Annotated in this window: 28 protein-coding genes, 2 pseudogenes and 1 riboswitch; of the genes and pseudogenes, 16 read left to right on the top strand and 14 right to left on the bottom strand. The window is 60.3% G+C overall.

Going from position 1 to position 26,696, the window contains the following annotated elements; translation table 11 throughout:
• The first annotated feature begins 96 nt into the window (after nt 1–96).
• Nucleotides 97–735 carry a hypothetical protein gene (locus FHT76_RS33295; RefSeq protein ID WP_183756448.1) on the top strand — a complete coding sequence of 213 codons (639 nt, stop codon included), beginning with the start codon at nt 97–99 and terminating at the stop codon, nt 733–735.
• Between the two features lie 77 nt (nt 736–812).
• On the opposite strand, the gene FHT76_RS33290 is transcribed toward FHT76_RS33295, so the two are convergent.
• From FHT76_RS33290 to FHT76_RS33260, 7 genes are all read right to left on the bottom strand, one after another.
• On the bottom strand, nt 813–1,250 hold the full coding sequence (locus FHT76_RS33290) for a hypothetical protein (RefSeq protein WP_183756449.1): 438 nt from the start codon (nt 1,248–1,250) through the stop codon (nt 813–815).
• Nucleotides 1,251–1,596: 346 nt separating this feature from the next.
• A complete protein-coding gene (mnhG, locus tag FHT76_RS33285; RefSeq protein ID WP_183756450.1) occupies nt 1,597–1,962 on the bottom strand; it encodes a monovalent cation/H(+) antiporter subunit G in 366 nt (121 codons plus the stop codon).
• A complete protein-coding gene (locus tag FHT76_RS33280) occupies nt 1,959–2,240 on the bottom strand; it encodes a K+/H+ antiporter subunit F (RefSeq protein ID WP_183756451.1) in 282 nt (93 codons plus the stop codon). Before FHT76_RS33280 ends, mnhG begins: the two co-directional genes overlap by 4 nt.
• Nucleotides 2,237–2,710, bottom strand: coding sequence for a Na+/H+ antiporter subunit E (locus FHT76_RS33275; RefSeq protein WP_183756452.1), 474 nt, complete (start codon nt 2,708–2,710; stop codon nt 2,237–2,239). Before FHT76_RS33275 ends, FHT76_RS33280 begins: the two co-directional genes overlap by 4 nt.
• Nucleotides 2,710–4,344, bottom strand: a complete 1,635-nt coding sequence (locus tag FHT76_RS33270; RefSeq protein WP_259130684.1) for a monovalent cation/H+ antiporter subunit D — start codon at nt 4,342–4,344, stop codon at nt 2,710–2,712. The genes FHT76_RS33275 and FHT76_RS33270 overlap by 1 nt, the downstream gene beginning before the upstream one ends.
• A complete protein-coding gene (locus tag FHT76_RS33265) occupies nt 4,341–4,679 on the bottom strand; it encodes a Na+/H+ antiporter subunit C (protein ID WP_183756454.1) in 339 nt (112 codons plus the stop codon). Before FHT76_RS33265 ends, FHT76_RS33270 begins: the two co-directional genes overlap by 4 nt.
• The gene (locus FHT76_RS33260; protein ID WP_259130738.1) at nt 4,679–7,600 is read right to left on the bottom strand and encodes a monovalent cation/H+ antiporter subunit A; all 2,922 of its coding nucleotides are present in this window, start codon (nt 7,598–7,600) and stop codon (nt 4,679–4,681) included. The genes FHT76_RS33265 and FHT76_RS33260 overlap by 1 nt, the downstream gene beginning before the upstream one ends.
• A gap of 78 nt (nt 7,601–7,678) precedes the next feature.
• Here FHT76_RS33260 and FHT76_RS33255 point away from each other — a divergent pair, with 78 nt between their 5' ends.
• Nucleotides 7,679–7,972, top strand: coding sequence for a helix-turn-helix transcriptional regulator (locus FHT76_RS33255; protein ID WP_183756566.1), 294 nt, complete (start codon nt 7,679–7,681; stop codon nt 7,970–7,972).
• 736 nt (nt 7,973–8,708) lie between these two features.
• Here FHT76_RS33255 and FHT76_RS33250 read toward each other — a convergent pair.
• Nucleotides 8,709–9,257: an RT0821/Lpp0805 family surface protein gene (locus FHT76_RS33250; protein WP_259186263.1), complete on the bottom strand. Its 549-nt coding sequence runs from the start codon at nt 9,255–9,257 to the stop codon at nt 8,709–8,711.
• 82 nt (nt 9,258–9,339) lie between these two features.
• Between FHT76_RS33250 and FHT76_RS33245 the strand changes: the two genes are divergently transcribed.
• Nucleotides 9,340–9,576 (top strand): hypothetical protein, encoded by a 237-nt coding sequence (locus tag FHT76_RS33245; protein WP_183756455.1) that lies wholly within the window; start codon nt 9,340–9,342, stop codon nt 9,574–9,576.
• 36 nt (nt 9,577–9,612) lie between these two features.
• On the opposite strand, the gene FHT76_RS33240 is transcribed toward FHT76_RS33245, so the two are convergent.
• The gene (locus tag FHT76_RS33240; RefSeq protein ID WP_183756456.1) at nt 9,613–10,476 is read right to left on the bottom strand and encodes a DMT family transporter; all 864 of its coding nucleotides are present in this window, start codon (nt 10,474–10,476) and stop codon (nt 9,613–9,615) included.
• Between the two features lie 86 nt (nt 10,477–10,562).
• Between FHT76_RS33240 and FHT76_RS33235 the strand changes: the two genes are divergently transcribed.
• The gene (locus FHT76_RS33235; protein ID WP_183756457.1) at nt 10,563–11,984 is read left to right on the top strand and encodes a PLP-dependent aminotransferase family protein; all 1,422 of its coding nucleotides are present in this window, start codon (nt 10,563–10,565) and stop codon (nt 11,982–11,984) included.
• A gap of 22 nt (nt 11,985–12,006) precedes the next feature.
• Here FHT76_RS33235 and FHT76_RS33230 read toward each other — a convergent pair whose 3' ends face one another.
• On the bottom strand, nt 12,007–12,783 hold the full coding sequence (locus FHT76_RS33230) for a DUF1194 domain-containing protein (RefSeq protein ID WP_259186261.1): 777 nt from the start codon (nt 12,781–12,783) through the stop codon (nt 12,007–12,009).
• A 255-nt stretch (nt 12,784–13,038) separates the two neighbouring features.
• Here FHT76_RS33230 and FHT76_RS33225 point away from each other — a divergent pair, with 255 nt between their 5' ends.
• Nucleotides 13,039–13,995, top strand: a complete 957-nt coding sequence (locus FHT76_RS33225) for a S1C family serine protease (protein WP_183756459.1) — start codon at nt 13,039–13,041, stop codon at nt 13,993–13,995.
• Nucleotides 13,996–14,110: 115 nt separating this feature from the next.
• Here FHT76_RS33225 and FHT76_RS33220 read toward each other — a convergent pair whose 3' ends face one another.
• The gene (locus tag FHT76_RS33220; protein WP_183756460.1) at nt 14,111–15,319 is read right to left on the bottom strand and encodes an amidohydrolase family protein; all 1,209 of its coding nucleotides are present in this window, start codon (nt 15,317–15,319) and stop codon (nt 14,111–14,113) included.
• Nucleotides 15,320–15,644: 325 nt separating this feature from the next.
• Between FHT76_RS33220 and FHT76_RS33215 the strand changes: the two genes are divergently transcribed.
• Complete coding sequence (locus FHT76_RS33215; RefSeq protein ID WP_183756461.1) at nt 15,645–15,854, top strand: hypothetical protein; 210 nt, start codon at nt 15,645–15,647, stop codon at nt 15,852–15,854.
• 125 nt (nt 15,855–15,979) lie between these two features.
• Here the strand turns inward: FHT76_RS33215 and FHT76_RS33210 are convergent.
• Nucleotides 15,980–16,370 (bottom strand): annotated as a pseudogene (locus tag FHT76_RS33210) (GntR family transcriptional regulator); the annotation flags it as partial.
• On the opposite strand from FHT76_RS33210, the pseudogene FHT76_RS33205 reads away from it, so the two are divergent.
• A pseudogene (locus FHT76_RS33205) lies at nt 16,363–16,524 on the top strand (DAK2 domain-containing protein); the annotation flags it as partial. The pseudogenes FHT76_RS33210 and FHT76_RS33205 overlap by 8 nt on opposite strands.
• Before the next feature lie 101 nt (nt 16,525–16,625).
• Here the strand turns inward: FHT76_RS33205 and FHT76_RS33200 are convergent.
• Entirely contained in the window at nt 16,626–18,626 is a 2,001-nt protein-coding gene (locus FHT76_RS33200; RefSeq protein ID WP_259186259.1) for an ABC transporter ATP-binding protein/permease, read from the bottom strand.
• Between the two features lie 729 nt (nt 18,627–19,355).
• On the opposite strand from FHT76_RS33200, the gene FHT76_RS33195 reads away from it, so the two are divergent.
• Together FHT76_RS33195 and FHT76_RS33190 are read left to right on the top strand one after the other, a co-directional pair.
• Entirely contained in the window at nt 19,356–19,751 is a 396-nt protein-coding gene (locus FHT76_RS33195) for a DUF1236 domain-containing protein (RefSeq protein WP_259130692.1), read from the top strand.
• A gap of 102 nt (nt 19,752–19,853) precedes the next feature.
• Nucleotides 19,854–20,750: a DUF1236 domain-containing protein gene (locus tag FHT76_RS33190; protein ID WP_259130695.1), complete on the top strand. Its 897-nt coding sequence runs from the start codon at nt 19,854–19,856 to the stop codon at nt 20,748–20,750.
• 289 nt (nt 20,751–21,039) lie between these two features.
• Here the strand turns inward: FHT76_RS33190 and FHT76_RS33185 are convergent, their stop codons facing one another.
• A complete protein-coding gene (locus tag FHT76_RS33185; RefSeq protein ID WP_259130696.1) occupies nt 21,040–21,420 on the bottom strand; it encodes a hypothetical protein in 381 nt (126 codons plus the stop codon).
• On the opposite strand from FHT76_RS33185, the gene FHT76_RS33180 reads away from it, so the two are divergent.
• The 7 genes from FHT76_RS33180 (at nt 21,320) to FHT76_RS33150 (ending at nt 26,696) form a co-directional block, all read left to right on the top strand.
• Nucleotides 21,320–21,856 (top strand): DAK2 domain-containing protein, encoded by a 537-nt coding sequence (locus FHT76_RS33180; protein WP_310503296.1) that lies wholly within the window; start codon nt 21,320–21,322, stop codon nt 21,854–21,856. The two genes, FHT76_RS33185 and FHT76_RS33180, sit on opposite strands and share 101 nt — an antisense overlap.
• A 6-nt stretch (nt 21,857–21,862) precedes the next feature.
• Nucleotides 21,863–22,009, top strand: a riboswitch (FMN riboswitch).
• A 116-nt stretch (nt 22,010–22,125) separates the two neighbouring features.
• The gene (locus FHT76_RS33175; RefSeq protein WP_183864508.1) at nt 22,126–22,602 is read left to right on the top strand and encodes a 6,7-dimethyl-8-ribityllumazine synthase; all 477 of its coding nucleotides are present in this window, start codon (nt 22,126–22,128) and stop codon (nt 22,600–22,602) included.
• 134 nt (nt 22,603–22,736) lie between these two features.
• Nucleotides 22,737–23,006: an acylphosphatase gene (locus FHT76_RS33170; RefSeq protein ID WP_259186257.1), complete on the top strand. Its 270-nt coding sequence runs from the start codon at nt 22,737–22,739 to the stop codon at nt 23,004–23,006.
• Between the two features lie 160 nt (nt 23,007–23,166).
• Complete coding sequence (locus tag FHT76_RS33165; RefSeq protein ID WP_183756468.1) at nt 23,167–23,814, top strand: Rieske 2Fe-2S domain-containing protein; 648 nt, start codon at nt 23,167–23,169, stop codon at nt 23,812–23,814.
• Nucleotides 23,814–24,659, top strand: coding sequence for an aromatic ring-hydroxylating dioxygenase subunit alpha (locus FHT76_RS33160; RefSeq protein WP_183756469.1), 846 nt, complete (start codon nt 23,814–23,816; stop codon nt 24,657–24,659). Before FHT76_RS33165 ends, FHT76_RS33160 begins: the two co-directional genes overlap by 1 nt.
• Complete coding sequence (locus FHT76_RS33155) at nt 24,656–25,315, top strand: glutathione S-transferase family protein (protein ID WP_183756470.1); 660 nt, start codon at nt 24,656–24,658, stop codon at nt 25,313–25,315. Before FHT76_RS33160 ends, FHT76_RS33155 begins: the two co-directional genes overlap by 4 nt.
• A gap of 1 nt (nt 25,316) precedes the next feature.
• Nucleotides 25,317–26,696: an amidohydrolase gene (locus FHT76_RS33150; protein ID WP_259130701.1), complete on the top strand. Its 1,380-nt coding sequence runs from the start codon at nt 25,317–25,319 to the stop codon at nt 26,694–26,696.

Below are 26,696 nucleotides of genomic sequence, written 5' to 3'. Positions count from 1 at the left end.
TGTGGAAATTGTGATGCCCGCCCATGCTTTGAGCGTGGGTCTGCTTCGCGTCGGGCGCTGGCGTGCTATGGCCCGATCTTGCTCGGGAGTGATTCGATGGCCTTGATCGATATTCTGACGTCCGTGGTCCTCGCTGCTGCCTCGACCGTTACCGCCTCCATTTCGCCAACTGAATCGGCGCCACCGGCTTTCAGGCCGTTTGGTGTTGCGCAGGATTCGCTGCCATCGGCATTGGGCTGCAAGCCGATCTACGGAGACGGCGCCGATACGACGGGTCAGTATACATGCTCCAGCCTGCCGGGTGGGAGCGACCTCTATGACCAGTACGTGCTCGCCTATGTTCAAGGCATGGGGATATGCAATGTCGTTGCCGTGTCGCGCTATATCAATGACGACCAGCGCGGCACCACTACGCGACAGGTCTACAAGGAGGCCGCGTCACTGCTCGCGTCCGAGTTTGGTCCGGCCGACGAAAAGGTTGATCACGCTGCCAGGTCCAAATACGGCAAGGACGGAATGTTCCGGGACGCCGTGGTGGCGCAGGAACGGCAGGTCTTTGAGCAATGGGATAATCTCAGCGCAAAGTACAAGAATGCACAGTCGGCGAGCGTCACCATATCAGGCAGCGATGAACTTGGCCTGGCGGTTTACAGCATTTTCCGCTTTGCCCATAACGATCAATGCCTCAGCACCCTGCAGGAGCAGACAGGTTTGTCCGGCGACCAGGGTGATTGACCCCGTCACGTCGGGCCGGCCGTCGTTCAGACGGACGGCAAGCCGGGCAGATTCTTTCCTGTGCCCTGTCGACACCCTCAGGACATGAACAGGGCCCGTAGCCGCGCAAACAGGGTCGGCTTTTCCGTGCCGAGGATTCCGCGGACATAGTGGGCCGCCGTTGCAGCGCTGACCGTTGCGCCGAAATGGCAATAGCACAGAACGTTATGCAATTCGCCGTCGGTCAGACCGAAGAAGGTCTTGGCCTCGCCATAGGTATCCCCTTCAAGGCCAGAAGTACGCAGGATCGGATCCTCGAACGCGACCGAAATCGGCGAATTGTCGCTACGCAGGCGCGACAGGATTGACGTGGGCTGATGCTCGGTCTGATAGAGCGTTGCCAGCCGCCGATGCGGGCTTGCCTCAAGGAGCTCAACCCAGCGCGTGAGACGTTCGTTGCGAGACATTAGCCGTTGCGGAAACGCCTGGTCGATCCCCGCAATTGCCTGCAGTTGTTCCAATGTTTGATGTTTCATGGTGGGCTCCATCCGGCTGAAAGTTGCGCGGCCCCGTCGAGGCACTCTTCGCCCCTTTTTATGGAGCTAGGGGACAACGAGGTCCAATCAAGATCGCCCCGCAAGGATTTGTTGGTGCAGCTGAAGAGTTGATCGTGCGCAGCCCGGCCGCCGCTGCGATCAGCTGGATGCGGCACGCGGCAAGGGTCGATGCTCTCCCTTCGGAAGATGCACATCGGGCGATCGGGATGTCCGTGCCTGTGTTGGAACTGCCATGCCGCCCACGTCGCTTTTATCGCGAGATCTCTGCCCGCCATAGAGGCGAAAGAGCCTGACGAGTGGCTGTAGGGCGGCCGACCAGAGAGTTTCAAACCTCGGCTTCGCCTGTCTGCTTGCCGGGAACCTCCGGATTCCTCTCCGTCCGGTCACGGTGGAGAGCGGCGCGCGCGAGCAGCATGAAGGTCACCGGCGTCGTCACGGTGACAAAGATTCCGATGAGGATTTCGTGAATGACCAATCGTTCGGAGCCGACCGAAAAGAAGATCATCGAGCCGAGCATGATACCGCCTATCCCCCAGCTCGTGCCGAGTGTCGGCGCATGGATGCGCTCATAGAAGGTCGGCAGTCGCAGAAATCCGATTGCTCCGATCAGCGCAAGGGTCGCACCAAGCAGCAGGAAGACCGCAACCGCTATGGCGACCGGAAGGGGAAGATCTGTCGCTTCATAGATCATTCAATCACCTCCCCGCGCATCAGGAACTTGGCGAGGGCAACGGTTGCAACGAAGCCAAGCATGCCGATGACAAGTGCTGCCTCGAAGTAGACCACGCGGCCGGTGCCGACACCGAAGGTAACCAAGAGAAGCATTGCATTGATGTAGAACGTATCGAGGGCGATGATGCGGTCCTGGGCACGGGGTCCGATGAACATTCTGATCGAGGCAATCGCCATCGCCGCAACCAGCATCAGCTGCGCAATCGAAACCGCGGTAAACACAATGATGGCACTCATGCGAATATCTCCATAAGCATTTTCTCGTACCGGTTCTTGATCGTGTTGCGCCACACCGCTTCGTTCTGGATGTCGAGGACATGCAGGAGAACCGTGTTGTCATTGGAGTCGTATTCAAGCCATGCAGACCCTGGCGTGCTTGTCAGGATGATCGCAAGCAACGCCAGGGCAAAGGGGTTGCGAACTTCCAGTTCGATGCTGAGAAAGCCGGGATCGTGCCGCCGGCCGCGTCGCAGGATGATCCATGAGACCGAAAGATTGGACTCCGCGATATCGACAACAACCCGGAAGAACAGTTTCGGAAGAAGATACCATTTCGCCAGGGCCGGTCGCTCGGTGCGCAACGATGCCATGGCCCAGGAGGCAAAGACGGCAACGAGGATGCCAAGCACGAGCTGACCGAGGCTGAACCCGTTGAGCAGCAACCACATCAGCACCAGAAAAAGGGTGAGAATCGGATACGGAAGCACTATCTGCCCTCCTCATCGCCGTCGGTGGCTGCATCCCGGTAGGCAGGAAGTCTCACCGCATCTCTTACCGCATCGATATAGAGGCCCGGCCTGCTCAGGCTGCGGATGGTGGCATCCATGTACTGCATCGCGGGACCGGCCTGGACCGTGAGCGCAAGCGTGAGTGCAAGCAGGAACAAGACGGGCACGACCTCGATGACCAGCACGCGCGGAACCGTTCCCTCAAGCGAACTCCAGAAGGTGCGAATTCCGGCCCGGGTCATGGAAATCAGCGCTGCGACACCGGAGAGGATCACAAGAACGGCCAGGGCCCAGACCGCCGCTGTCGGCGGCACGCCGATCGCCCCTGCTCCCATCATCGTCGAAAGCATCGCGAATTTAGCGACAAATCCCGACAGCGGAGGCAGGCCGGAAAGCAGCACGGCACATGCGGCAAAGCAGATCCCGAGGATCGTCATGGTGCCGGGCATCGTGACACCTTCGCTTTCCGCGGCTTCGTCGTCCTCGGCATCCCCATAGGCTTCCATGGTCACCGCAAGCACGTTGGCGCCAGCGTCCTGGCCGCGTTCGACAAGCTCTATCAGCATGAAAAAGGCGCTGATCGACAGCGTCGAGCTAACGAGGTAAAGCAGCGCGCCTGAGGAAATCGCACCGTCGTTGATCCCGATGACCATCAGAAGCGTTCCCGACGACACCAGCACGAAAAATCCCGCCAGGCGCCCGAGTGCCTGCGAGGCAAGCACGCCAATGGTCCCGAAGATGAGGGTCGCCATCCCGCCATAAAGCAGCACGACAGTTCCGAAGCGGGCCGACGGCCCTACACTGAACAGCAACATCGTCAGGCGCAGGATGACATAGATGCCGAGCTTGCTCATAATGGCGAAAATTCCGGCAACCGGTGCGGAGGCGGCACTATAGGCGGTGGGCAGCCAGAAGCAGAGCGGCCACATGCCGGCCTTGATCAGGAACACGATCCCGAGAATTCCGGCACCGGCTTCCATCAGCATGCGGCGATCCGGTTCGATCTCGGGAATGCGGGCAGCAAGATCTGCCATGTTTAATGTCCCCGCCGTGCCGTAGATGAGGCTGACACCGATCAGAAAGAGCAGCGCCGCAACCAGGTTGACGGCGATGTAGTGCATCCCCGCCTTGACCCTGAGCGGCCCCGAGCCATGCAGCAGGAGACCATAGGATGCAGCCAGCATGACCTCGAAAAATACAAACAGATTGAAGAGGTCACCTGTGAGGAAGGCACCGTTGACCCCCATCAGCAGGAGTTGGAACATGCTGTGGAAGTGGGCGCCCACCGCATGCCAGCGGGCAAGTGAAAAGACCAGCGCCGAAACCGCCAGAAGCGCGGTCAGGAGCAGCATCAGCGCAGACAGTGCATCCAGCACCAGCACGATGCCAAAGGGGGCCGCCCAATTGCCGACGAGGTAGACCCCTTCGAAGTCGCCTTGCCCGATTTCGGTCCGGAACAAGACAAGGGCAACGAGGATCAGAAAGAGCGTTGAGCCGAGGCTGATCATCGCCTTGGTCGTGCGGCGACGCTCATCGACCAGAAGCAGGATTGCACTTGCGACCAGCGGAAGCAGGATCGGCGCGACGATGAGGTGATGCATCAAGCCGGTCATCGCGGCTCGTTCCTCCCGTCGACATGATCATTTCCGCTCAGACCCCGCGAGGCAAGCAGCACGACGAGAAACAGCGCGGTCGTTGCAAAGCCAATGACAATGGCCGTGAGGACGAGCGCCTGCGGTACCGGGTCGGCAAGGGCGGCTGCCGCAACGTCATCCCCGAGGATGGGCGGGACATTGGCCTTCACACCGCCCACTCCGAAGATGAACAGGTTCACGGCATAGGACAGCAGCGACAGTCCGACGATCACCTGGTAGGTGCGAGGGCGCAGAATGAGCCAGATCCCGCAGCTGGTCATCACGCCGATCGCAATGGACAGGACAAGTTCCATTACCTCGCCTCCGATTTGGCAGCGTCGATGGCGCGCAGGCGGTTGATGCGGATGGACTGGTGGGCGAGTGCGACGAGAATGAGCACCGTCGAGCCAACGACCAGGCTGAAGACGCCGAGGTCGAACAAAAGCGCCGAGGCGGCGGGGATCTTGCCGATCAGCGGCAGGTCGATATACCGCGAATGCGAGGTCAGGAACGGATAGCCGAGAACCCAGGCGCCCGCACCGGTCAGAACAGCCGTCAAAAGCCCTGCGCCCATCCAGCGCAATGGCAGGATGCGAATACGGTCCTCAGCCCAGCGCGTTCCGCCCGCAAGATACTGCAGCAGGAAGGCGATCGAGAGGGTCAGGCCGGCCGAGAAGCCGCCACCTGGAAGATCATGACCACGCATGAAGATGTAGACGGAAAGGGTAATGATGACAGGAAACATCCACTGCATGATGACGGAGGGGATCAAGAGGTAGTCCCGGACAGTATCCCCGGCCGACCGCTCCGGCCGCTCCTCGTCGAACCGGTTCTGGATTTGCTGCTGCTCCGGCATGTCCATACTGTCGGCAGCGGGGCGGAAGCGGCGCAGCAAGGCATAGACCGTGAGCGCCACGACGCCGAGGACGGCAATTTCGCCGAGCGTGTCGAAACCGCGAAAATCGACGAGAATGACATTGACGACGTTGCGACCTCCTCCTTCGGAATAGGCGTTTTCAAGGAAGTAGTTTGCGATCGCGTCGGGGACTGGCATGGTCATGACAGCATAGGCCATGAACGACATTGCGATCCCGCAGACAACGGCGAGAGCGAAATCCCGAAAGCGGCGGAAGCGGGCGCGCAGCGTCATCGCCTCGCCAATTCCCTCCGTGCGCTTCGGCAACCACCGCAGACCAAGGAGAATGAGGACGGTGGTGACGATCTCGACAAGAAGCTGGGTAATCGCAAGATCGGGCGCCGAAAGCCACACGAACGTCGTGCAGACGATCAGACCGACACCGCCGAGCATGATCAACGCCGCCAGCCGATGGTATTTGGCAAGATAGGCCGTACCGATCGCCAGGCAGATGCCAATTGTCCAGAGGATGGCAAACACCGGGTCAACGCCGGAATTCTGAAAGGGGCGGCTTTCGAAACCCCTGAGATAAAGAGGCACGAGACCGGCGGCAAAGCCCATGATCACGACCCAACGGAGCTGGGGCTGCAGCTTGCGCGTCCCGAGACGCTGCTCGGCAATGCGGGCCCAGTGCCATGAGACCTCGACCAGGGCACGCTCGAAAATGCGCTGGCCCTTGAGGCGTCGCAGCAAGGGGGGGCCGTCCTCGCAGCGCGCGAAATAGTCCTTCAGCGTCAGAAAGATCGCCGTCCCGCCGACAAGCGCAATCAGGCTCATGATCAGTGGCAGGTTGACGCCATGCCAGATGGCCAAGCTGTAATCCGGAGTATCGCTGCCAAGCACGCCGATCACCGCAGCCCTGAGAAACGGTCCGATCGACAGCGCCGGAATGATGCCGACAATCAGGCAAAGGACGACCAGCAGTTCGATCGGAAAGCGCATGAAGCGCGGCGGCTCGTGGGGATGCTTGACCGGCAGGTCGACCGGAGGAGGACCAAAGAAGACGCTGTGAATGAAGCGGAGCGAATAGGCGACGCTGAATGCGGATGCGACGGTGGCGACATAGGGCAGGATGCGATCGAGGATCGAGTCCGCATGCGTCTCGACCGCCTCGGCAAAGAACATTTCCTTGGAGAGAAATCCGTTGAGCAGCGGAACGCCGGCCATGGCCGCGCTCGCAACGATGGCAAGGGTCGCGGTATAGGGCATGAAACGAAACAGACCGCTCAGCCTTCGCATGTCACGCGTGCCGGTCTCGTGGTCGATGATGCCGGCTGCCATGAAGAGAGAGGCCTTGAAAGTCGCGTGGTTCAGCATGTGGAAGATCGCAGCGACCGTGGCCAGCGGGCTCGAAAGGCTGAGCAAGGTGGTGATCAGCCCGAGATGGCTAATGGTCGAATAGGCGAGCAGTCCTTTCATGTCCTGCTGGAACATCGCGAAGTAAGCCCCGAGCAGAAGTGTTATCATGCCGGCGGCACCGACGATCCAGAACCACTCAAAGGTCCCCGACAATGCCGGCCAGAAGCGCGCAAGTAAAAAGACCCCTGCCTTAACCATGGTGGCCGAGTGCAGGAACGCGGATACCGGCGTTGGCGCCGCCATGGCGTTCGGTAGCCAGAAGTGGAAGGGGAATTGCGCGCTCTTGGTCAGCGCCCCGAGCAGAACGAAGATGAGCGCTGGCACGTAGAGCGCATGGGCGCGGATGAGGTCACCCGAATCCAGGATTTTGTCGAGGTCGTAGCTTCCAACGATATGCCCAAGAAGAAGCAGGCCGATCAGCAGGCAGAAGCCACCGATACCCGTCACCGTGAGCGCCATGCGGGCACCGTCGCGGGCGGCCGCACTGTTGTGCCAGTAGCTAATCAAGAGGAACGAGAAGATGCTCGTCATTTCCCAGAATACCGACAGCAGGATGACGTTTCCCGAGATGATGATGCCGAGCATTGCGCCCATGAAAGCGAGCAGGAACGAGAAGAATCGCGGAACCGGGTCTGCCTCAGACATGTAGTAGCGTGCGTAGACGACGACGAGCAGCCCGATTGCGGTCACGAGCATGGAAAATATCCATGCGAAACCATCCATGCGCAGCGAGAAGTCGAGACCAAGCTGGGGCAACCAGGCAGCGCTGTACCTGACAACCCCGCCATCCGACACGGCCGGATAGAGGCTGGCGGTTAGAAGAAGTGCGGCAAGTGTCGCCAGCCCCGCAAGGCCGGCCGGAAGGCGGCGGGATGTGGTGTTCAGCAGACATACGGACAGGAGACTTCCTGCGAAGGGCAGGACGAGCAGGATAACGAGTAGATATGGTCCGCCTGTTATCCCAACACCATGATCCTTTTCGTTTCCGCCCGGTCGACCGCGGACAACCCGCTGCAGCGTCTAGCAAAGCAAGTGAAACTGCTATATATGTTAGATAATAACCAATATGGGCAGGTTTGCACAATGGGTCAAGCTATCAATGCCAAGATTTTGACGCCGGCACTCTGTCGCGCGGCGCGCGGGCTCCTAGACTGGACCCAGAGCGAACTCGCTGACCGATCTGGCGTATCAAGGAGCACCGTGCGTGACTACGAAGGCAACCGACATGACGTCCATCGGGCAACGGAGGCGCAACTGCGCCTTGCCTTCGAAAGCGGCGGCGTTTCCTTCGTCAGCCTTGACGATGATACCGTCGCAGTTTGCGCCAGGTAAGGCTTGTGCTGGCAACGGTCTCCGCGAGGCTGCGGGCAGGCCCGTCAGCCTCCTCGGAAAGGAAGCGGGGCTATAGCGCCTCAGACCGAGGCGCAAACGGCGTTGTTGTTTTTGTTGGAGAACTCCGCCTGCGCCTCAAACGCAAGCGGAATGGACTTCACAATCCGGCGGAACCGGCTCCCAAAACCTCACACCGATCCGGAATCACGGCCAGTTCTCGACACCCTCGATTTTTGCCGCAACGCCCGAAGTTCGACTGAGTACATCGCTGGTCACACGGAGGCGATTGTCGTTCTTTCCCAACCCACCCAGATACTGATGCCCGGCCAAAGACAAGACATGATGTGGAGAGCTACTGTTCTTGTGGGCCAATTCGAGGATGCCAGCAATGGCGGTTGCGTAAACCCTATTGGCTTTTGATTCGCTGTCCTTGTGGGTTTCGAGGGCATCTCCGCTTTCATACCATTCGTAAAACTCGGCCAGACCTTTTGTGATCTTTGCAAGCTCTTCGTGGCGTTGCCATGCTTGGAGCCCTTTTCAGGTCAGGGTATTGCGGCCTTGGTAGATTTTCTCGATGTCGTCCGACCGCGATTGATTAAACTATATGATCGGGTCTCTACCCAAATTGGCTTTGATTGGATCGTCATTGCCAAAAGATCCCGTGTCCCCGGGATCGGTTGGAAACCTGCCGCTTCTGGCCGTCATCCACCCATGAGGCCGACGCGAGCACTGGCTTTCAATTTGCCGGGCTGACCTTCCAACCCGCATTGGCAGAATGGCATGCGACACCCTTGATTCGTGATTCGCCCTGCAGGGAGCGCTGCGTTGTCACGAAATTTCTGCATTCTCCATCCAACCCTGGTGCAACGGTGATTTCCTCTATCACGCCAGTGCTCCCGGTCGACGGATTGGCCCAGGCAAGCGGTTCGACGCCGACGGCCGACTCCCCGACTCTCTCGGCAATGATCGAGGTGTCGGCCTGCCTGATTTGCGGCGTGGATTGTGTTGTCAAAGATGTGTCGAGAGGTTCCACGCTCGTGCAGCCCGCAAACGACAGGACAATCAGGCCCAATGGCAGCCAACGCATTCGTATCGAAGTCATCATGCTGCATCCAGTTTTAATCAATCTGATCGTCGCAGCAAGACCTTTCAACCCTATTAAGCAAGCCTGTGCTAAATTGATGTGGGCGTCTCCGTTCTTCCTGCGCATCACCGCGCGGGAAACTTTCGTTTTATGGAGGGCGACGCAGCCGCATTGTCGCAGGAAGGACACCATATGTCGCATATGAGGGTTCGTTAAAATTAAAAGAACCTAATCTCGTCAGCAACGAAATAAAGCGCGCTCGAATCGCGCATGGGACGCAACAATGAAACCCTCTGAATACAAGGCGGCGCTCGCTGTAGTCGGATTGACAGCGGGGACCGTCCAGCAGCTTTTCCAGATTGACTACATCACGTGCCGTCGCTGGGCGAGCGGCGAAGTACCCGTTCCGCGGGCCGTGGAACTCAGCCTGCTGCTCATGGCATCAAGGGGCATGACCTGTTCGCAGGCAATGATTCTCGTCGGACACGACCCGGCCGCAGTAGAACGGGACGCGGCCTAGGCCTGTCTTTTCCTGAGTGCTGGCAATGGCCAGCGGTCAACGCGCGAACCTGCGGGCGGCGCCGACGCAGGCGACCACGGCCGCCGTCACCGCAAACATCGCCCAGGTGACGGTTTCATTGAGCAATGTAGCCGCCAGGATCAGGCCGAAAAACGGCTGCAGCAATTGCAACTGGCCGACGCCGGCGATACCGCCAAGAGCAAGGCCTCGGTACCAGAAAATGAAGCCGATCAGCATGCTGAACAGCGACACATAGGCGAGACCAGCCATCGCTGGCGCCTGGATTCCGGAAAAGCTCGACGGCATCGACAACAGCGAAAGAGCGGCCATGACGGGCAATGACAGGACGAGCGCCCAGGAAATCACCTGCCATCCTCCCAGTCGCCGGGACAGTGTTGCACCTTCGGCGTAGCCAAGGCCGCAAAGCGCGATCGCAGCAAGCATCAGTCCGTCGCCGACCGGTGCTGCGGTCAGTCCTTGCAGAATGGCGAAGGTACAGACAAGCGCGCTTCCCGTGACCGCAAACAGCCAGAATTGAGGTTTGGGGCGCTCGCCGCCACGGATGACGCCAAAGGCGGCCGTCGCAAGTGGCAGCAGGCCGACGAACACGATGGAATGCGCTGATGTGATGTGCTGCAATGCAAGCGCGGTCAGAAGCGGGAAGCCGACGACAACCCCTGCCGCCACAATCAGCAGTGATGGGATGTCACGCCTTTCAGGACGTTTCTCGGAAAAGCAGATCAGCAGCAAAAGTGCGAGGACGCCGGCGATCGCTGCCCGTGTTGCGGTCAGGAATATCGGATCGAATTGCGCCACCGCCAGCCGCGTGGCAGGCAGCGATCCGCTGAAGATCACGACACCGATAAAGCCGCTGAGCCATCCGGATGTTGAACGTTCCATGGAAATACCTCGTCTCAGGGCCGCCTTGATCGCGCCAAACCGCTGACAATACCAGCGACAGTCTGATACAGTTTGACAAAACTGTTATGCTAGAGGCAGCCATACAGATGGAAGAAGCCGGCCAACACACCCTCACCCGCGTCGAGACCGTCATGGCAACCATCCGCCATAGGATAGCCGGGCGAAGCCTGACAGCCGGGGCAAGACTGCCCTCGGTCAGGGCGATGGCGGCAATATCTGGCGTTTCCACATCGACAGTTGTCGACGCCTATGAGCGCCTGGTCGGGGAAGGCGTCATTGTCTCCAGGCCCGGGTCCGGGTTCTTTGTTGCCCCACAGGCCGCGCCATTCTCGCTGTCGGCTGCCGGTCCCAAACTCGATCGCGCCGTCGACCCGTTCTGGGTATCGCGACAATCACTGGAGGCAAGAGAGAGCGACCCGAAACCAGGCTGCGGCTGGCTGCCCTCGTCCTGGCTTCCCAATCAAGCGATCCGCAAGGGTTTGCGCGCGCTGTCGCGCAGCGACGACACGGCTCTTTCCGACTATGGCTCCCCTCTTGGCCTGGAGCCGCTGCGACAGCTCATTGCAAGGCGCATGGCGGACCGCGGAATGGAAGCATCGCCCGACCAGATCATGCTGACGGAGTCCGGAACCCAGGCGATCGATCTTCTGTGCCGGTTCTTTCTCGAGCCCGGCGATACCGTGCTCGTCGACGACCCATGCTATTTCAACTTCCAGGCGCTGTTGCGGGCCCATCGTGCAACCATGGTCAGCGTCCCCTATACGTCGTCGGGGCCTGACATCGATCTTTTCGCGCAGGTCTTGGCTGAGCATCGCCCCCGCCTCTACATCACCAACTCGGCGATTCATAATCCGACCGGCGCCACGCTTTCACCTGTTGTCGCCCACAGGGTCCTGAAGCTTGCCGACCAGTTCGACCTGACCATTATCGAGGACGATATCTTCGCGGATTTCGAGCACACCGTTGCGCCCCGGCTCGCCGCATTCGACGGCCTTGACCGGGTGGTCCATATCGGCAGTTTCTCAAAGACCCTTTCGGCCTCGGCTCGGTGCGGATTCATCGCGGCAAGGAAGGAGTGGATCGAGAGCGTCATCGACCTCAAGATCGCAACCTCGTTCGGCGGCGGACGGCTTTCTGCCGAGCTCGTCTACAAGGTGCTGAGCGACGGCAGCTACCGCAAGCACGTCGAAGCCCTGCGCACACGCCTCTCGAAGTCGACGCTCGACGTCAGCAGACGGCTGAAGCCGCTCGGCATCCTTCCCTTTGTCGAACCCCAGGCAGGAATGTTTCTCTGGTGTCGACTTCCGGGGAATGTCGACGCTGCAAAGGTCGCTCGCGCCGCGCTGGACAGAAGTGTGGTTCTGGCGCCGGGAAACGCCTTCAGCCTCTCCCAGTCTGCGACGCAATACATGCGCTTCAATGTCTCCCAGTCTCTTGACGACAGGGTCTACGAGGTTCTGCGCGAGGCGTTGAACCATTGTCCGTGAAGCAATCCAGTCATCTGGGCGTTCAGCGATCGAACATGTCTTGCCATTGCCGCTCGCCGATCATGCAATCCGTCTTCGCCTGGTCGGCAATCCTGTGTGAGAAGGGAAGAGGAACAAAGCCACTCACCTCGAGGACAAGTTTTCGTCGCACTGCGGTCGCGAAGTCCTCGATCTTGTAGACCGGCAGGACGAAGGAACCTGGCCCGCCGATCACACAGTCCGCGTAATATTTGTCGAGGCCGCCTGGCGCGCCGGAGGGACGCAGCATCAGTGCAAGCCCGTTGATGACGATTCCGGCCTCGACGGCCTTGTCGCGGGTTGGCTCAACGGGATTGCCGGAATTGTTTGTGCCATCACCCGAGACGTCGACCACCTGCCTCCGACCGTTATAAGGGCTCGAAACGATCATGGCCGCGCCCTGCGCTATGGCTGTCGAGATCGATGTCCGGCGCTGCGTCGTGATCGGCCGCTCTTCTAGCCTTGCAGCAAAGTCGATGGCGTCCTGTTCCGTGGCAATCAGTTGCCAGTCGATGACCGAATCCGGAACCACATAGCCCGCCCATTCGAAATAGCTGATCGCGATGCGGCCGTTGAGCCCGCCGGTCACTGCCTCGATGAACTCGCGGTGTTTCAGCGCCTCGACGTAGCCCTCACGCTGGATGCGAACCTCTTCCTGGTCCATGGACCGGGACGTGTCGACCGCGAGCACGAGCTTGACGTCGACCTCGCCTCCTGCCGGCAGTGCGGCGGCCGGCGTCGGACCTGACAAACTCATGAGCACTGCAAGTGTTGCAAGCATCAGGCCTCCGTTCGATCGTCCCGCTGCGAGAAATGTAGCACATTGTCGCCGTCGCCCTGCCGCTCGAAAGTCAACTTTCGGTGAAGCTCACCGGTCAGCGACCAAGTTTCGGGCCGACGGCCCTGCCCACTTGATTTGGGATCTGAGCCACCTCATCTGATCATCGTTGTTCAACCTGTCGAACCGACAGCCCCTCGCTTTCCGCAGCCGCTGCCGTTCCTCACTTCGACGCTTCCTGCGTCCGAGGAGTCTTTCATGGGATTCATTGATCGCGACATCCAGCCGTCTGACGCGGGGCTGCTGGATGCCTATTCGCAATCGGTATCGAACGCGGTCGATCTGGTTGGCCCCGCCGTCAGCCGCATCGAACGTGTGAGTGGCCGCGCCGGACACGGATCCGGCTTTGCAATTTCACCTGATGGTCTTGTCGTCACCAACAACCATGTCGTCGAAGACAGCCGGACCGTCCGCATCAAGACACCGGAGGGGTTCGCGATCGAAGGGAAGGTCCTTGGCCGCGACCCCGACAGTGATCTGGCGCTCATTCGTGCCAACGACTGGTCTGGGGCTTTTGCCAGACTGGGCGATTCCAAATCGTTGAAGCGCGGCCATATCGCAATCGCGATCGGCAATCCGCTCGGCTTCGAATGGACCGTGACGGCTGGCATCGTTTCAGCGCTCGGGCGTTCGATGCGAGGGGCAAGCGGTCGCCTGATGGACGATATCATCCAGACGGATGCAGCGCTTAACCCCGGCAACTCCGGCGGGCCGCTCGTATCGTCGGCAGGCGAGGTTATCGGCGTCAATACAGCGGTGATCCAGGGCGCACAGAGCATCGCATTTTCCGTCGCTTCCAACACCGCCAAGCATGTTGTGTCGGAACTGCTCCGCTTCGGACATGTGAGACGCGCCTATATCGGCATTGCAGCCGACACCGTCGAACTGCATCGCCGCATTGCGCTTCAGGCCGGCCTTGCGCAGACGACAGCCGTGCGCCTGCGCCGGGTCGAAACGGACAGCCCTGCAGCCCGCGCAGGGCTGCACGAAGGAGACTACCTGCTGGCGATCGACGGCCAGCCGACATCGGGTGTCGATGACGTCGTCAGGCTCCTGGACGGCGACAGGATCGACACGGATATCGAGGTTCTGATCTTCTCGCTGGCGGGCAGGATCGAGCGCCTCACGCTTCGTCCAGCCCATCGCCCGACATAGTTCCGCGGCGCTTCGATGATCCTCTCATGCCGCCCTCGACACTCAGGCGTCCTGGCAGCCGGAGGCGACAGCTTCCTGATGTTGAACGGCGCTCTCGACTGGAGCGTCCGTTCAATCAGCGGCGATTGATGATCGCACCGTTCTCGGCGACGAGCCTGCCGGCCTTGAACACGCGGCGACCTTTCGGAACAGAAACGACAGCTTCGGGGACGTGGCTCGCCGCAAGTGTCACGAAATCCGCCCTCGCCCCGACCTCGATGCCGTAGCCTTCGACATTGAGGGCCTTGGCACCGCCTGAGGTGACGACATCGAACGCAGCATCGAGCTCTGCATCCGTGTAGAAACCCGAACGGTAGCCAATGATCTCTGCGCGCCTCAACATGTCGCCATCGCCGTAAGGCCACCAGGAATCGCGAATGTTGTCGCTGCCGCTGAAAACCACGACCCCTTCGCTCCTCAGGAGCGCAACCGGCGGAAAGTTATGGCTGCCGGGCGCATTGGTCATGATCGATACACCGCTCCTCGCAAGCAGGCCCGCACTCTTGCCGGCAGCCTCGGGGGAAAGGTCACCAAGTCCGTAGGCGTGACTGATGGCAACCCGTCCCTGCATGCCGAGCGCAGTCGTGCGCGCGCAGATTTCTTCGATTGTAAAGGAACCAAGCGTTCCCGGGTCGTGGAGGTGAATGTCGACGTCAACGCCGCGCCTCTCCGCAATCCCGAAGACGACATCGAGATGCCCCTTGATGTCCCGGTCGAAACTCAATGGATCGAGGCCGCCGACGAGATCGGCGCCTAGAACGATGGCCTCGTCCAGCAGCTCCGCCGTTCCCGGACTTTTCAGAATGCCGCCCTGAGGAAAGGCGACGAGTTGAATGTCGATCAGGTCAAGGTATTCCTCCCGAACCTTCAGGATGGTCTCCAGGGATTTCAGCCCCACCGATGCGTCAACCATCACGTGACTGCGCATCAGCAGCGCGCCATTTGCTATGCAGAGATCGAGCTGCTTTCGTGCCCGTTCGTCCATGGGTGCGGCGATTGCCATGTTCTGCGCCTGGAAGGCCACGCGCTCATGGACGTCGAAGCCGTTGGAACAAGGCTTGTGCGCAATCCAGGCATCGCCGTAGAAGCTGGTGTCGAGATGGATGTGGCCCTCGACGAAGCCGGGGACAAGAAGCTCTGCAGCGATATCGATGACGCATCCCGCTTCGGCGTCGCTGCCCTTGTCTGCAATCGATCTGATCCGCCCATCTGCGACCGCAATATCGTAGGTGCCGCCGTCAGAAAGTCTGGCATTCTTAAAAAGCATGTCGATCGTGTCAGTCATATCTTTGTCTTTGAAGCGCCCAGCATCGCAACAGCCGAAGGGAACAAGTCCCCAGCGGCCGCCAAGCGATCGCACTGATCAGGAGAACGGTACCTTCTTGTAGCGGCCGCGCGAAAATATGTCTACAACTTGCGCGCAAAACTGCATGCGATTTTAGTATGCAATTTCTGTCGCAGGTTGCCACACGTTGTTTCCCGCCCGGGACAATCGGGCCGGAAAGGCGCACTTGTCAGTGCAAGGCGCTCACCAAATGGTTACAACAGGTCTTATAGCGTGACGGAACCAGTGCGGAGCCGGCCCTGTTTCCAATGGGAAAGGAGCCGACATGACTGAAGACGTGCATGGAATGTATACGCTCGCCGCACTGCAGAAGCAGTATTGCCTGAACAGGGGAGAAGCCCGGCGATTGATCGAAAGCTTTGGCAACCGCCAACAGGAGATGGACAGGCTTCTTGCCGCGAGAGGACGAACACAACGCCATCGCGTGCGCGAAATTCGGACGCCTGTCTCAAAGGCGCCCTTCGGAATAGGCTAACCTACCCATCATCCAGATGTGAGTTGAAACATGCTCGTGAGAGCTCGGCCGATCCGGCACTGCTCATTCGACAGGCCATGGCCGGCGCCGGTTGCACCGAAACGCGCCGGCTCGTCCGTGGTGACCTAGATCGCGCTTCGAACCCGCTCCCAGGCATTGCCAAGATGCGGCCGAGAACTTCCGAGAGCCGGCTCTCGTCCCTTGCCTCGAGCGCAAAAATCATTTCCTCGTGCTCGGCAACCGCCGCAGCCCATTTCTCGTCGCCTTCGTGACGGATGAAACGGATCCGCTTGAGCCGCGTCTGCAGCATCTGGTGAACTCCGCTCAGTGTCGAGTTCGCGGCCAGCCTGACGATCCCGCTATGGATCTCCTGGTTAAGCTTGTAATATTGCAGGCGATCCCCACCCGGCAGCGCGCAACCATCTCATCGTGCAGACGGCGCATCTGGCTGATGTCGGCATCGCTTGCCAACAGGCATGCAAGCCTGCCCGCGAGCTCCTCGAGATTGCGAAGCACCGCAGAAGCGACGGCAAGCCTCACACCAAGGCTTGGTCGTGCACGGCCACTCGCCGAAAAGAGCATCGGTCATCCTGATGCCGGGGCAATATCGCTTGCCATGATCGCCGCCTGCGCGGCCATGGTTCTCGCGGCTGCCGATGAGCCTGCCTGACCGGGTCCGGTTCAACGGCATCCGTTAAATGGACAGCGGCGCGACAACAGCGCGGCGGTCATGGAACCTCCCGAGCCGCTTGCTGCAGCGGAGGCGCTCGTTCAGTCGACGTCCGGCGAGGAAGCCGCGCCGAGGTTTGTGCTGCTTTTCGACAGGGCCTGCTGGTTCTTCATGAGGCGCAACAGAAGGCTGCGCTTTCTCTTGTGCGGGACGAGATCCTCGTCGCTGACAAGTCGTGCCCCGCCCTCGCGGCGCTCCAGTGTGATCTTCCGGCTATGGAAGGCTTCCAGTTCGGCGCGATGCGCGACGCTAACGATCGTGACCTTCGGCAATTCCTGGATCATCGTCTCCATCATCCTGTCCTGGCTCTTCTCATCGAGTGCTGATGTCGCTTCATCGAGCACGACAAGATCGGGCTTGTGGAGCAGCAGACGGGCAAAGGCGAGGCGTTGCTTTTCGCCACCCGACAACGTCTGGTCCCATGGCGCCTCCTCCTCGATCTTGTCATTCAGATAGTCGAGTCCAACCTTGTCGAGGGCCTCCTTGATCATTTCGAGGGACCAGCTGTCGGCTGCACCAGGATAGGCGACAGCACGCCGGAGCGTCCCGGACGGGATATAGGGCCGCTGCGGCAACATGAACAGTCGCCGACCAGGCCGGAAATTGACGCTCCCTCCACCCCATGGCCAAAGACCCGCAATGGCCCGCACCAGCGTGCTCTTGCCCGAACCGGACTCGCCGGCGACAAGGACCCGCTCGCCGGGAACGACTTCGACCTGTGTTTCCTTGACCACCGCGGTGCCGTCATTGAGCGAGACGGACAGGTCGTTCAGGCTGAGGATCGCCTCGCCCTCGACGTCACCATGCTTGATGCGTCCGAGGGCATCGCTCTGCTCCGCGCGCTCGAGCCCGTCGAGCGACACCATCAGCGACGCAATGCGCCGTGCGCAGGCGTTCCAATCGGCAAGGCGGGGATAGTTGTCGACCAGCCATCCAAACGCGCTTTGAACAATGGCGAAAGCGGAAGCCGCCTGCATCACCTGCCCAAGTGTCATGCTGCCCTCGAGAAACTTTGGAGCGCAAAGCAGGACAGGCACAACGGGCGCAAACAGCATCGATCCCTGTGACACAATCGTCGTGCGCCGGTGCTGGCCTGCAAGCAATGCCCATTGCCTCAGCACGTTGGTAAACGTCTTGTCGAGGTCGCTACGCTCCTCTTCCTCACCACCGAGCAGTGCAATGCTCTCTCCGTTTTCCCGCACGTGCGTCAGCGTATAGCGGAATTCGGCTTCCGCCTGATTCTTGACCTCGGACACGTGGACGAAGTTGCGGCCGATCACCACCATCGAGCTTGATGTGATCGCAGCGTAGATGACAGCGGTAATGACGAGAAAGCCGGGAATCGTGACCGTCGAGCCTGCGACTGTCACATGCAGCGCTCCGCCGATCGTCCAGAGCACGACAATGAAGGTCGAAGCCGCCAGGAATGCCGACATGACGCCGGCGATGAAGTCGACCGGCGACTCCGTGGCGATCCGCAGATCCTCCGCAATACGCGCTTCGGGATTCTTGTGGTCTCCGCCGATGAGGTTCAACTGGTAGTAACGCCCGTTTGCGAGCCAACGGGCAAGCACCGCATTCGTGAGCCACGAACGCCAGCGCCGCTGGATCATCATGCGAAGAGAAACTTGCGCCGCGACAACCACCACGCTTCCAAACACGAGTGGCAGGAACACGCCGCTTAGAAAATATACGGTCGTAGCATTACGCTGCTCTATGGCGTCGAAAATTCGACGGTTCCATACATTGATCCCGTACTGGAAGCCGACGTTTATCACGATCAGTCCCAGTAACCCGATCGTGCATACCCAGGCGAGCCTGCCTCCATGAGGACCCCAGTAACCACGGGCGCTTATCCAGAAACGCTTCAGCAGATACTTCTTGCGCACCTGCTCTATCTCTTCCGGCGTCAACTCCGGATCGGGCTCGATGGCAATTGGCGGCGGCGGGGGTTCGACAGCGGGCGTCGCCTGCTGAGACGTATGAGCCTCATCTTGCCCAGCGCCGTTGGGAGGACCTCGATGGAATTCAATGTCTGTCATGGGCGGCGCACCAAAGGCATGGCAACGAAGAGGTGGACAGGCCGTCGTTCAGGTCCGATCGAACGCTGACGTCCGATTTCACATCCTGCTGTTTCCATCCGGCTGGTCCTCCGATCAAGTCTTTAAGGCGCGCAGAAACTGGCGAAGAAAATCACGACCAAATCTCTGATGCTCGGCTACTCCAACGGCTGGCACTCGCCCGGTCGCCCCATCACCGATCGACAAGGAAGCGACCTGTCGGCAGACAAGGCGAAATTAAAAAGCCAATGCATCGTCGCCGGAATTAATTTCCCTGCGGTGCGGGCTGAACTCGCTGGCTTCCGTCGACGTCTTCGTTCGATCCCGCACCGAGTCAGTGATCCCGCGTCTTCATGCGGAGAGTAGTCTTTGCCGCAGGTCATGGCCCAATCCCTTCACATCGCTGTAAGACGGAAACATCCGACCGATCATAAAGTTCTGATCTCGGACTTTGGTCCGATGATTTTGATTGGCTCTAGGGCATCCCGGTCAAAGCGCAGACAGGTTCGCTTCAGGAGCCGACTGGTTCAACCCGGATGGGCATCTTTCAGCAGCAGAACCGAACGTGTCGAGAGCACTCGCGAGCCAGCATGTACGGGACTTAAGTCTAAGGCCCCTCCGACTGAAGTCCCAAGTTTGGAACAGTGCCATGATTTGTAGGTTGTGACCCCGCAGTGGCAAAAACCCGCCACAACAAAAGGAGGAAACTCTATGAATAACAAAGCAGTAGGAATCGTGGCCGGGGTTCTCCTGGCATCGACGTGCGCCTTTGCGCAGTCGTCGACGGTTACCGGTGCAGCCGGTGGTGCCGCGACGGGAGCCGTCGTCGGTGGTCCCGTGGGTGCGGCCGTCGGTGGCGTCGTCGGTGGCGTCGCAGGTACCCTTCTCGATCCACCGCCTCAGAAGGTGGTGACCTATGTCCAGCAGGCTCCTGCCCCGACAGAACGCATCGTCGTCAAGGAAAAGATTGTCGTCGGACAGCCCTTGCCGAAGACCGTTGTCGTTACTCCGGTTCCTGATCAACCGAAGTACGCATACGCGATCGTCAACGACGGGCGTGTGATCGTCGAACCTTCCTCCCGGAAGGTCATCCAGGTCATCCAGTGACCACGGGCGGCTGCAGCCGCCATTTTCCAGCAATGAGGGTACGCGTGACGCGCATGAGGATGCGCAGTGCATAGCGTTCCCCGATCTTTAGGAGATCAAATCGTGAAGAACAACAATCTCGCCATAATCATCGCAACGTTGTCGCTCAGCGTCTCGCCGTTTGCCACCCTGCCGGCCAAGGCCCAGCAGGATACGCAGACCCAGAGCCAATCAGGTACAGGCGCGCAGACAGGCACGAAGACCGACACGCAGCCCGGTTCCCAGTCGGGTTCGGAGTCGGGTACAAAGTCCGACCAGTCGCAGTCCGATTCAAGCACCTCGGGCACCGATTGTTCTTCGCCTGACGCCTCGGGCGCCTGCTCAAAGAAGAGTATGTCGTCCGAACAGAAAACAGGCTCAGGGTCGGAAACCCAGAAGAGCGCCAAGCAGCCGTCGAGCGACGGCTCGACCAGCGGAACCGCGTCGGGCAAGACATCGACTGAGACCAAGTCGAAGACTGGATCGCAGGACGCCACAGGCAGCACGACGACGCAGCAGAAGCCCGAGTCCGACACCAGCGGCTCGGGGACCTCAGGCTCGAAGAGCAGCACGCAGTCCAAGTCGTCTGACGGAACCGACAAGAGCAACACTACCCAGAGCGGTGATGCCACCAAGCAGTCAAGCGACCAGAACTCGACGACGACCAACACCACCAACAACAACAGCACGACGAGCAACCAGACTACGAACAACAAGACGAACGTCAACGTGACTGTCGAGCAGCAGACGGAAATTCGCCAGGTCGTGAAGGAGGTTCATGTCCAGCCGGTAAGAGAGCCCGACTTCACGGTTTCGGTCGGCACCAGGATTCCAAAGAAGGTCCATCTTGAACCGCTGCCGCCGCGGGTTGTGAAGATCGTACCGGAGTATGAAGGCTACCGCTTCTTCCTCCTTGCGGATGGCCGGATCATCATTGTAGATCCCGATACTCTCGCGATCGTCTATATCCTCACGGCATAGCAGGCAGCTCCCGGCGGCGGCTTGGAGCGCCGCCGGGGCCGCTGGGCCTTTCCCATCATCGTCATTCTGCTGGGCCATGGCGGCCATCCTTTGCGGCCTTGTCCTGACATCAGGCAACACGATAACGACACGCGTCTGGATTCCAGCGAGCACGCCCCAGGCGAATGAGACCGGCTAGATATATCCGGGCTTTGATAAACGACGCCGCAGGCGTTGCAAGTAAGCGGCCCGAAAGAGACAATAGCCCTGTTCGAACCCGAAGCAGGTCCGTCCCCATTCGGATTGCCATTCACGCGACATATCCCCTGACTTCGTTCCCTATGCTCGCGACGACCTGTCTGCTTTCGTAGGGCTTGGCGAAATATCGACAGCCGGAAGGAAGCTCCGGGAGAGCAAGGCTCGGATCGGCAGACATGATCATGACTTTGACCCGAGGTCGCAGCGACTTTGCCAACGTGCCAGTGCCGATCCGTCCAGCCCCTGCTTGAAGTGGATGTCGGTGATGATAGCTTCGATAAAGGGGTCGCGGGGCAAGCACGGCAAGCGCGTCAGCCGCGTCCCGCGCTTCGCTGACAACCATTCGTGCGTCCTCGAGCTCGTCCCTCAGCATCCGGCGGATAAGGGGTTCGTCTTCGACGACGAGCAAGCCTGTCCTGTCCGACGACGACATGGTCGATGCCATCGAGGCAATGGGACAGGGGATCCAGGACAGGGGCAAGGCTGAACCGGGCGACAAGACGATGATCGATGCCTGGCTGCCGGCAACAGCGGCAGCGAGATCCGCTCGCCTTCAAGGCAGCCCCCTTGGCCAATGTCTGAGCGCTGCGCTCGAGGCCGCAACAAGGGGCGCGGAAGCGACAAAAGACATGGTTGCCGCCAAGGGGCGCTCCTCGCGGCTTGGAGACCGGGTCATCGGCCACATGGATCCAGGTGCCGCCTCCGCCGTCGTCCTGATCGAGGCAATCAAGCGCACCTTCGAGAACCTGATCTCCGGGACGGGCCGGCGGCCGATTTCGCCAGAAACCGGCTGCCTCGCCCGTCAACGGGCAGTTTTGCGACAATGTCCGGCGGACGGGGACTTGCATCGCCAGTGGCAGCCGGACTAAGGTCGTTGCCGTTCTCAGGGCGGGGTGCAATTCCCCACCGGCGGTATCAGGCCCAGGCCTGGAGCCCGCGAGCGCTTCCGGTGTTGCCGGAAGGTCAGCAGATCCGGTGCGATGCCGGAGCCGACGGTACAGTCCGGATGGAAGAGGACATGGCAGGCGCGTCTTTCGCAGCGAAAGAAGTGCGTCCTGTCTGTTCGCTCAAGGGATCAGGCCCTCCGGGGCTTTGTCGTCACAGCCGGGCCACCGGCATACCCTTGAAAGGCATTTCAATGCTTCAGACCGTGGTTTCAAAGCAAAAACGCATCGCAGTCGTCCGTGCCCGCTGGCATGCCAATATTGTCGACAAGGCGGTTCAATCCTTCGCCGACGAATGGACGGCCATCGGACGGTCCAGCTCCGACATCGAGGTCATCGATGTGCCGGGCGCCCTCGAAATTCCGCTCCATGCCCAGTCACTGATCGCCACCGGCCGATACGACGCCGTCGTTGCCTGCGCCTTCGTCGTTGACGGCGGGATCTATCGACACGATTTCGTTGCCGCAACCGTCCTTGACGGCATGATGCGCGTTCAGCTCGATACCGGCACTCCCGTCATCTCGGTGGTGCTGACCCCGCATCACTTCCAGGAAACAGACGTCCATGTCGGCTTTTTCGAGCAGCATTTCGTGACGAAAGGAAAGGAAGCTGCCGCCGCCTGCGCCGCCATCCTCGACGCGAGGACGCGTCTGGGGGCCACCGTCATCTAAACCGCCGTCCGGGCCAGTCGACGGCCAGTTACGGCCGTCGTTTCCACGAAACAGCATTGTCCACAGACACGATATCGCGCTTTCACTGGCTCGATTAGACGCTATGCTCTGATCAAACACAGCGCGAGACGTTCATGGCAGAACAAACACAGGCTCAACCGAAGGAACGAATAACAATCCTCGGAGACCTCGAGGCCCCCTCCTTCGTCCCCTGGATCAGGCGTCACGCTGAAAAACTCGGCCTGTCGCAATCCATATCCCACAGCAGTGCCGATCGGATCGAACTCGATGTTGCCGGCCCCGAAGAGTTGATCGACATGATGGAAATGGGATGCTCGCTCGGCCCCATCGATGTCTGGGTGGAAACCATCGTTCGAACGCCGGTTGGCAAGAATCCAAACTAGCCCGGGAACGCCGCCTCGATTTTCCAGTGCACGTTATTTGATCAGCGTTGCCAATGCGAAAAGATTATGCAAACGTGCTTTCCGCCCGTTGCAAGTCGTGAAATGACCAGCCACACTTGAAGTACGGCAAGACATTGATAATATAAAGAAAGTTCAAACCATGCCAGCCGAAATGACGGGCTTCTGGGCGCCAGTTGCGCTATCAGGGGATCTACCGCCAGCAACGGTCATCCCCGCACGCACAACAGCCGGCTCGATCGCTCTCTGGAGGTCACAGTCGGGTCGCGTCGCGGCCTCGGCTGACCGGTGTCCTCATCGTGGCATGCGCCTGTCGCATGGCTTTGTCCGCGGCGAGGCCTTGTCCTGCATTTATCACGGCTGGAGCTACTCACAGGCAGGAAATTGTCTTCGCATTCCAGCCCATCCCGGCCTCTCGCCGCCGGAGACAATCCGCGTCGCAACCCAAAAGGTCGAGGAGGCAGACGGCCTGCTCTGGGTGGCTGTCGGAGACCCCGCCCATCAACCGCCCGCACTCGCCGGCCTTGTTCCGCTGCGGTCGCTGACGGTGGAAGCAGACATTGGCGCCATCGAGCGCGCCGCCGGCGCGACCCTGGACGCGCGCGGCGTGCTGGAAACCGTGGAGAATTCGCAGGCAGTCCGCCTGCTGCTCGTCGAATTGCAACCGCACCGCACGCTCGTTCATGTTCTCGTCGATGACGGCGCGACGCCCGCCGAACGCATCATGGCGTCCAGGGCAGCCGAAAGCCTGCGCAGACGCGCTGAAAGCCTGCAGGGAGGGATCGCATAATGGCAGGGAATGCGATGCTCAACGAGTGGTATCCCGTTGGCCTGTTCAGCCACCTCGCCATGGGCGTCTACAAGACGGCCCTGATGGGGGAAAAGATCGCGGTCTCGGCCGACGCGAACGGAGACGCTGTTGTAATAACCTCCGCAGGTCGGATCCTTCCCGTCCTCGTGCGTTTCGGACATGTCTGGTCATCGCTTGGAGAACCTACCAAGGACCTCTTTTCCATTCCCGAGGCTGATCAGCCCGGCCGCCGGTTTGTCGAAGTCGGTGTCGTTCGCGTCCGCTGTTCGCCCCTGCGCGCGGTCGAGAACTTTCTCGACATCGCGCATTTTCCTTTCGTTCACACCGACATTCTCGGCGCCGAGCCACACACGGAGGTCCAGAACTACAAGGTGGAAATTCGAGACGTCGAGGACGAGGTCTGGGCAACCCAGGTCAAGTTCTACCAGCCGCAGGCGGCGAAGTCCGCAAGCGGCGGTATCACCACGGAATACATGTATCGCGTCCCGTCACCGACCTGCTCGGTGCTCTACAAGACCTGCCCACCCCGGCCAACCGAATGGGATGTCATTACCCTCTTCGTCCAGCCGCTGGCCGAGGATCTTTGCGATGTCTGGCCGTGGATGGCGCTCTTTGACGACGAGACCTCGATGACGGACCTCATCCATTTCCAGCAGACTATCTTTCTGCAGGATCGGTCGATCCTCGAAAACCAGATCCCGCACCTGTTACCGCTCGATCCCGGGATGGAGATCCCCACCCGCGCTGACATGACGTCCGTGGCTTACCGGCGCTGGCTCAAACGTCACAATTACACCTATGGTGCACAGCTGGTGGCGCAATGAAACTCTACGATTACATCCTTTCCCCGAGCTGCTACAAAGTGCGCCTGATGGCTGCCCTGACGGGCATTCCTCTTAAGATCAGGCCCGTGGACTTCCATCCGGGCGGCGAGCATCGGAAAGCAGAGCTCCTGGGGCTGAACCCGGCCGGTTCGATCCCGATCCTGGAGGATGGCGATCTTGTCTTGACCGAATCCTCGGCGATGCTCGTCTATCTCTCGATGAAAACCGCGCCCGAGTGGCTGGGTGACGGCACGGCCGAACAGGCAGCCCGCGTGCAGCAGTGGCTTTCCTTCTCACATCGATTGACCGCCAATCTCGGTGGGGCTCGCTTGCATGAGATGCTGCACAGGCCAGGTGACATCGCCGCTCTCCAGGCGCACGGGATCGCGGCGTTGCGCGAACTTGAGGCCGGCCTGGTCGAACAGGGACTGCGGGGCAAGTCGTTCCTCGCATGCGACCGGCCGACGATCGCCGACATAGCCTGCTTCCCCTATGTCGCGCTCGCCCCCGATGGCGGCGTCCTGCTTGATCCCTACCCAGCTATCCGTCTCTGGTCGCGCGCCATTCGCGCGCTCGACGGTTTCATCGAGATGCCAGGCATTCATCGGCTGCATGAGTTGAAGCCCGACCCATCGATCGAGGCGGGTGAGGAATGACATGGCCGGCTATCTCCTGAAAAACTGCGCCGCTGTCGTCGTCGACGACGGCAAGGGGCCGACCGCCCGTCGCAATGTCGATGTCCTGACGGATGGTCCCGTCATGCGGGCGATCGGTGACAATCTGGCTGAGCTTGAGCTTCCGGCGAATACGATAACCAGGGACGCCAGCGGCTGGTTCGTCTATCCCGGGCTCGTCAACACGCACCATCATTTCTTCCAGACTTTCGTACGCAACCGGGCCGACCTCGACTGGACGAAACTGTCTGTCATCGAATGGCTTGATCTGATCTATCCGGTCTTCTCGCGGCTCAACGAGGATTGCTTCTATCACTCCTCTGTCACCGCCATGGCCGAACTGATCAAGCATGGCTGCACGACGGCGTTTGATCACCAGTACTGTTTCCCGAGACATGCCGGCAAACGGCTGATCGACCGGCAGTTCGAGGCTGCCGAGGTGCTTGGCATGCGCTTTCACGCCGGGCGTGGCGGCAACACCTTGCCGAAATCGGAAGGGTCGACCATCCCGGACGCCATGCTGGAAACGACGGACGAATTCATCGCCGATTGCGCCCGCCTGATCGACACCTATCACGACGACAGTCCGTTCAGCATGCGACAAGTGGTGGTTGCCCCCTGTCAGCCCGTCAACAGCTATCGCGAGACCTTTGTGGAGTCGGTAGCGCTGGCACGCGATCGCGGAGTGCGGATGCACACCCACGTCGGAGAAGGAGAGAGCCCGGTCATTGCGGCGCGCCACGGAATGCGGACCGTCGATTATTGCGCGGAACTCGGATTTGCCGGCCCCGATGCCTTCTATGCCCATTGCTGGGAACTCAGCCATGACGAACTGGCGAAGATGGCGGCAGATGGCACCGGCGTTTCCCATTGCCCGGAACCGGTCTATCTGGTCGGGGCAGAGGTGACAGACATACCGGCCATGCAGGCCTTAGGCCTGCGTATCGGGATCGGCTGCGATGGCGCTGCTTCGAACGACAATTCGAACCTAATGCATTGCGTGCACTCGGCCTACATGCTGCAATGCCTGGCGGCTTCAGGGCGAAAACACCCCGTCCCGGTTCCGGTCGACTTCCTCGGCTATGCCACGACCGGTGGCGCGGCGCTGCTTGGTCGAGCGGACATCGGCAGGCTGGCGCCCGGGATGGCCGCCGACCTGTTTGCCATCGATACGCGACGCATGGACTACGTCGGCACACGTCATGATCCGCTGAGCCTGATTGCCAAGGTCGGCATCGGCATGGCGACCGACATGACGATGATCAACGGCCAGATCGTTTGGGAGAACGGCGAGTTCATCGGCCTTGACGAAAAGCGGCTGTTTGCCGAAGCCGAAGCCGCGCTCGCGACCGTCAATTTCTAA

This window comes from Rhizobium sp. BK176, assembly GCF_024808055.1.
This window is presented reverse-complemented; position numbering and strand designations above follow the sequence as displayed.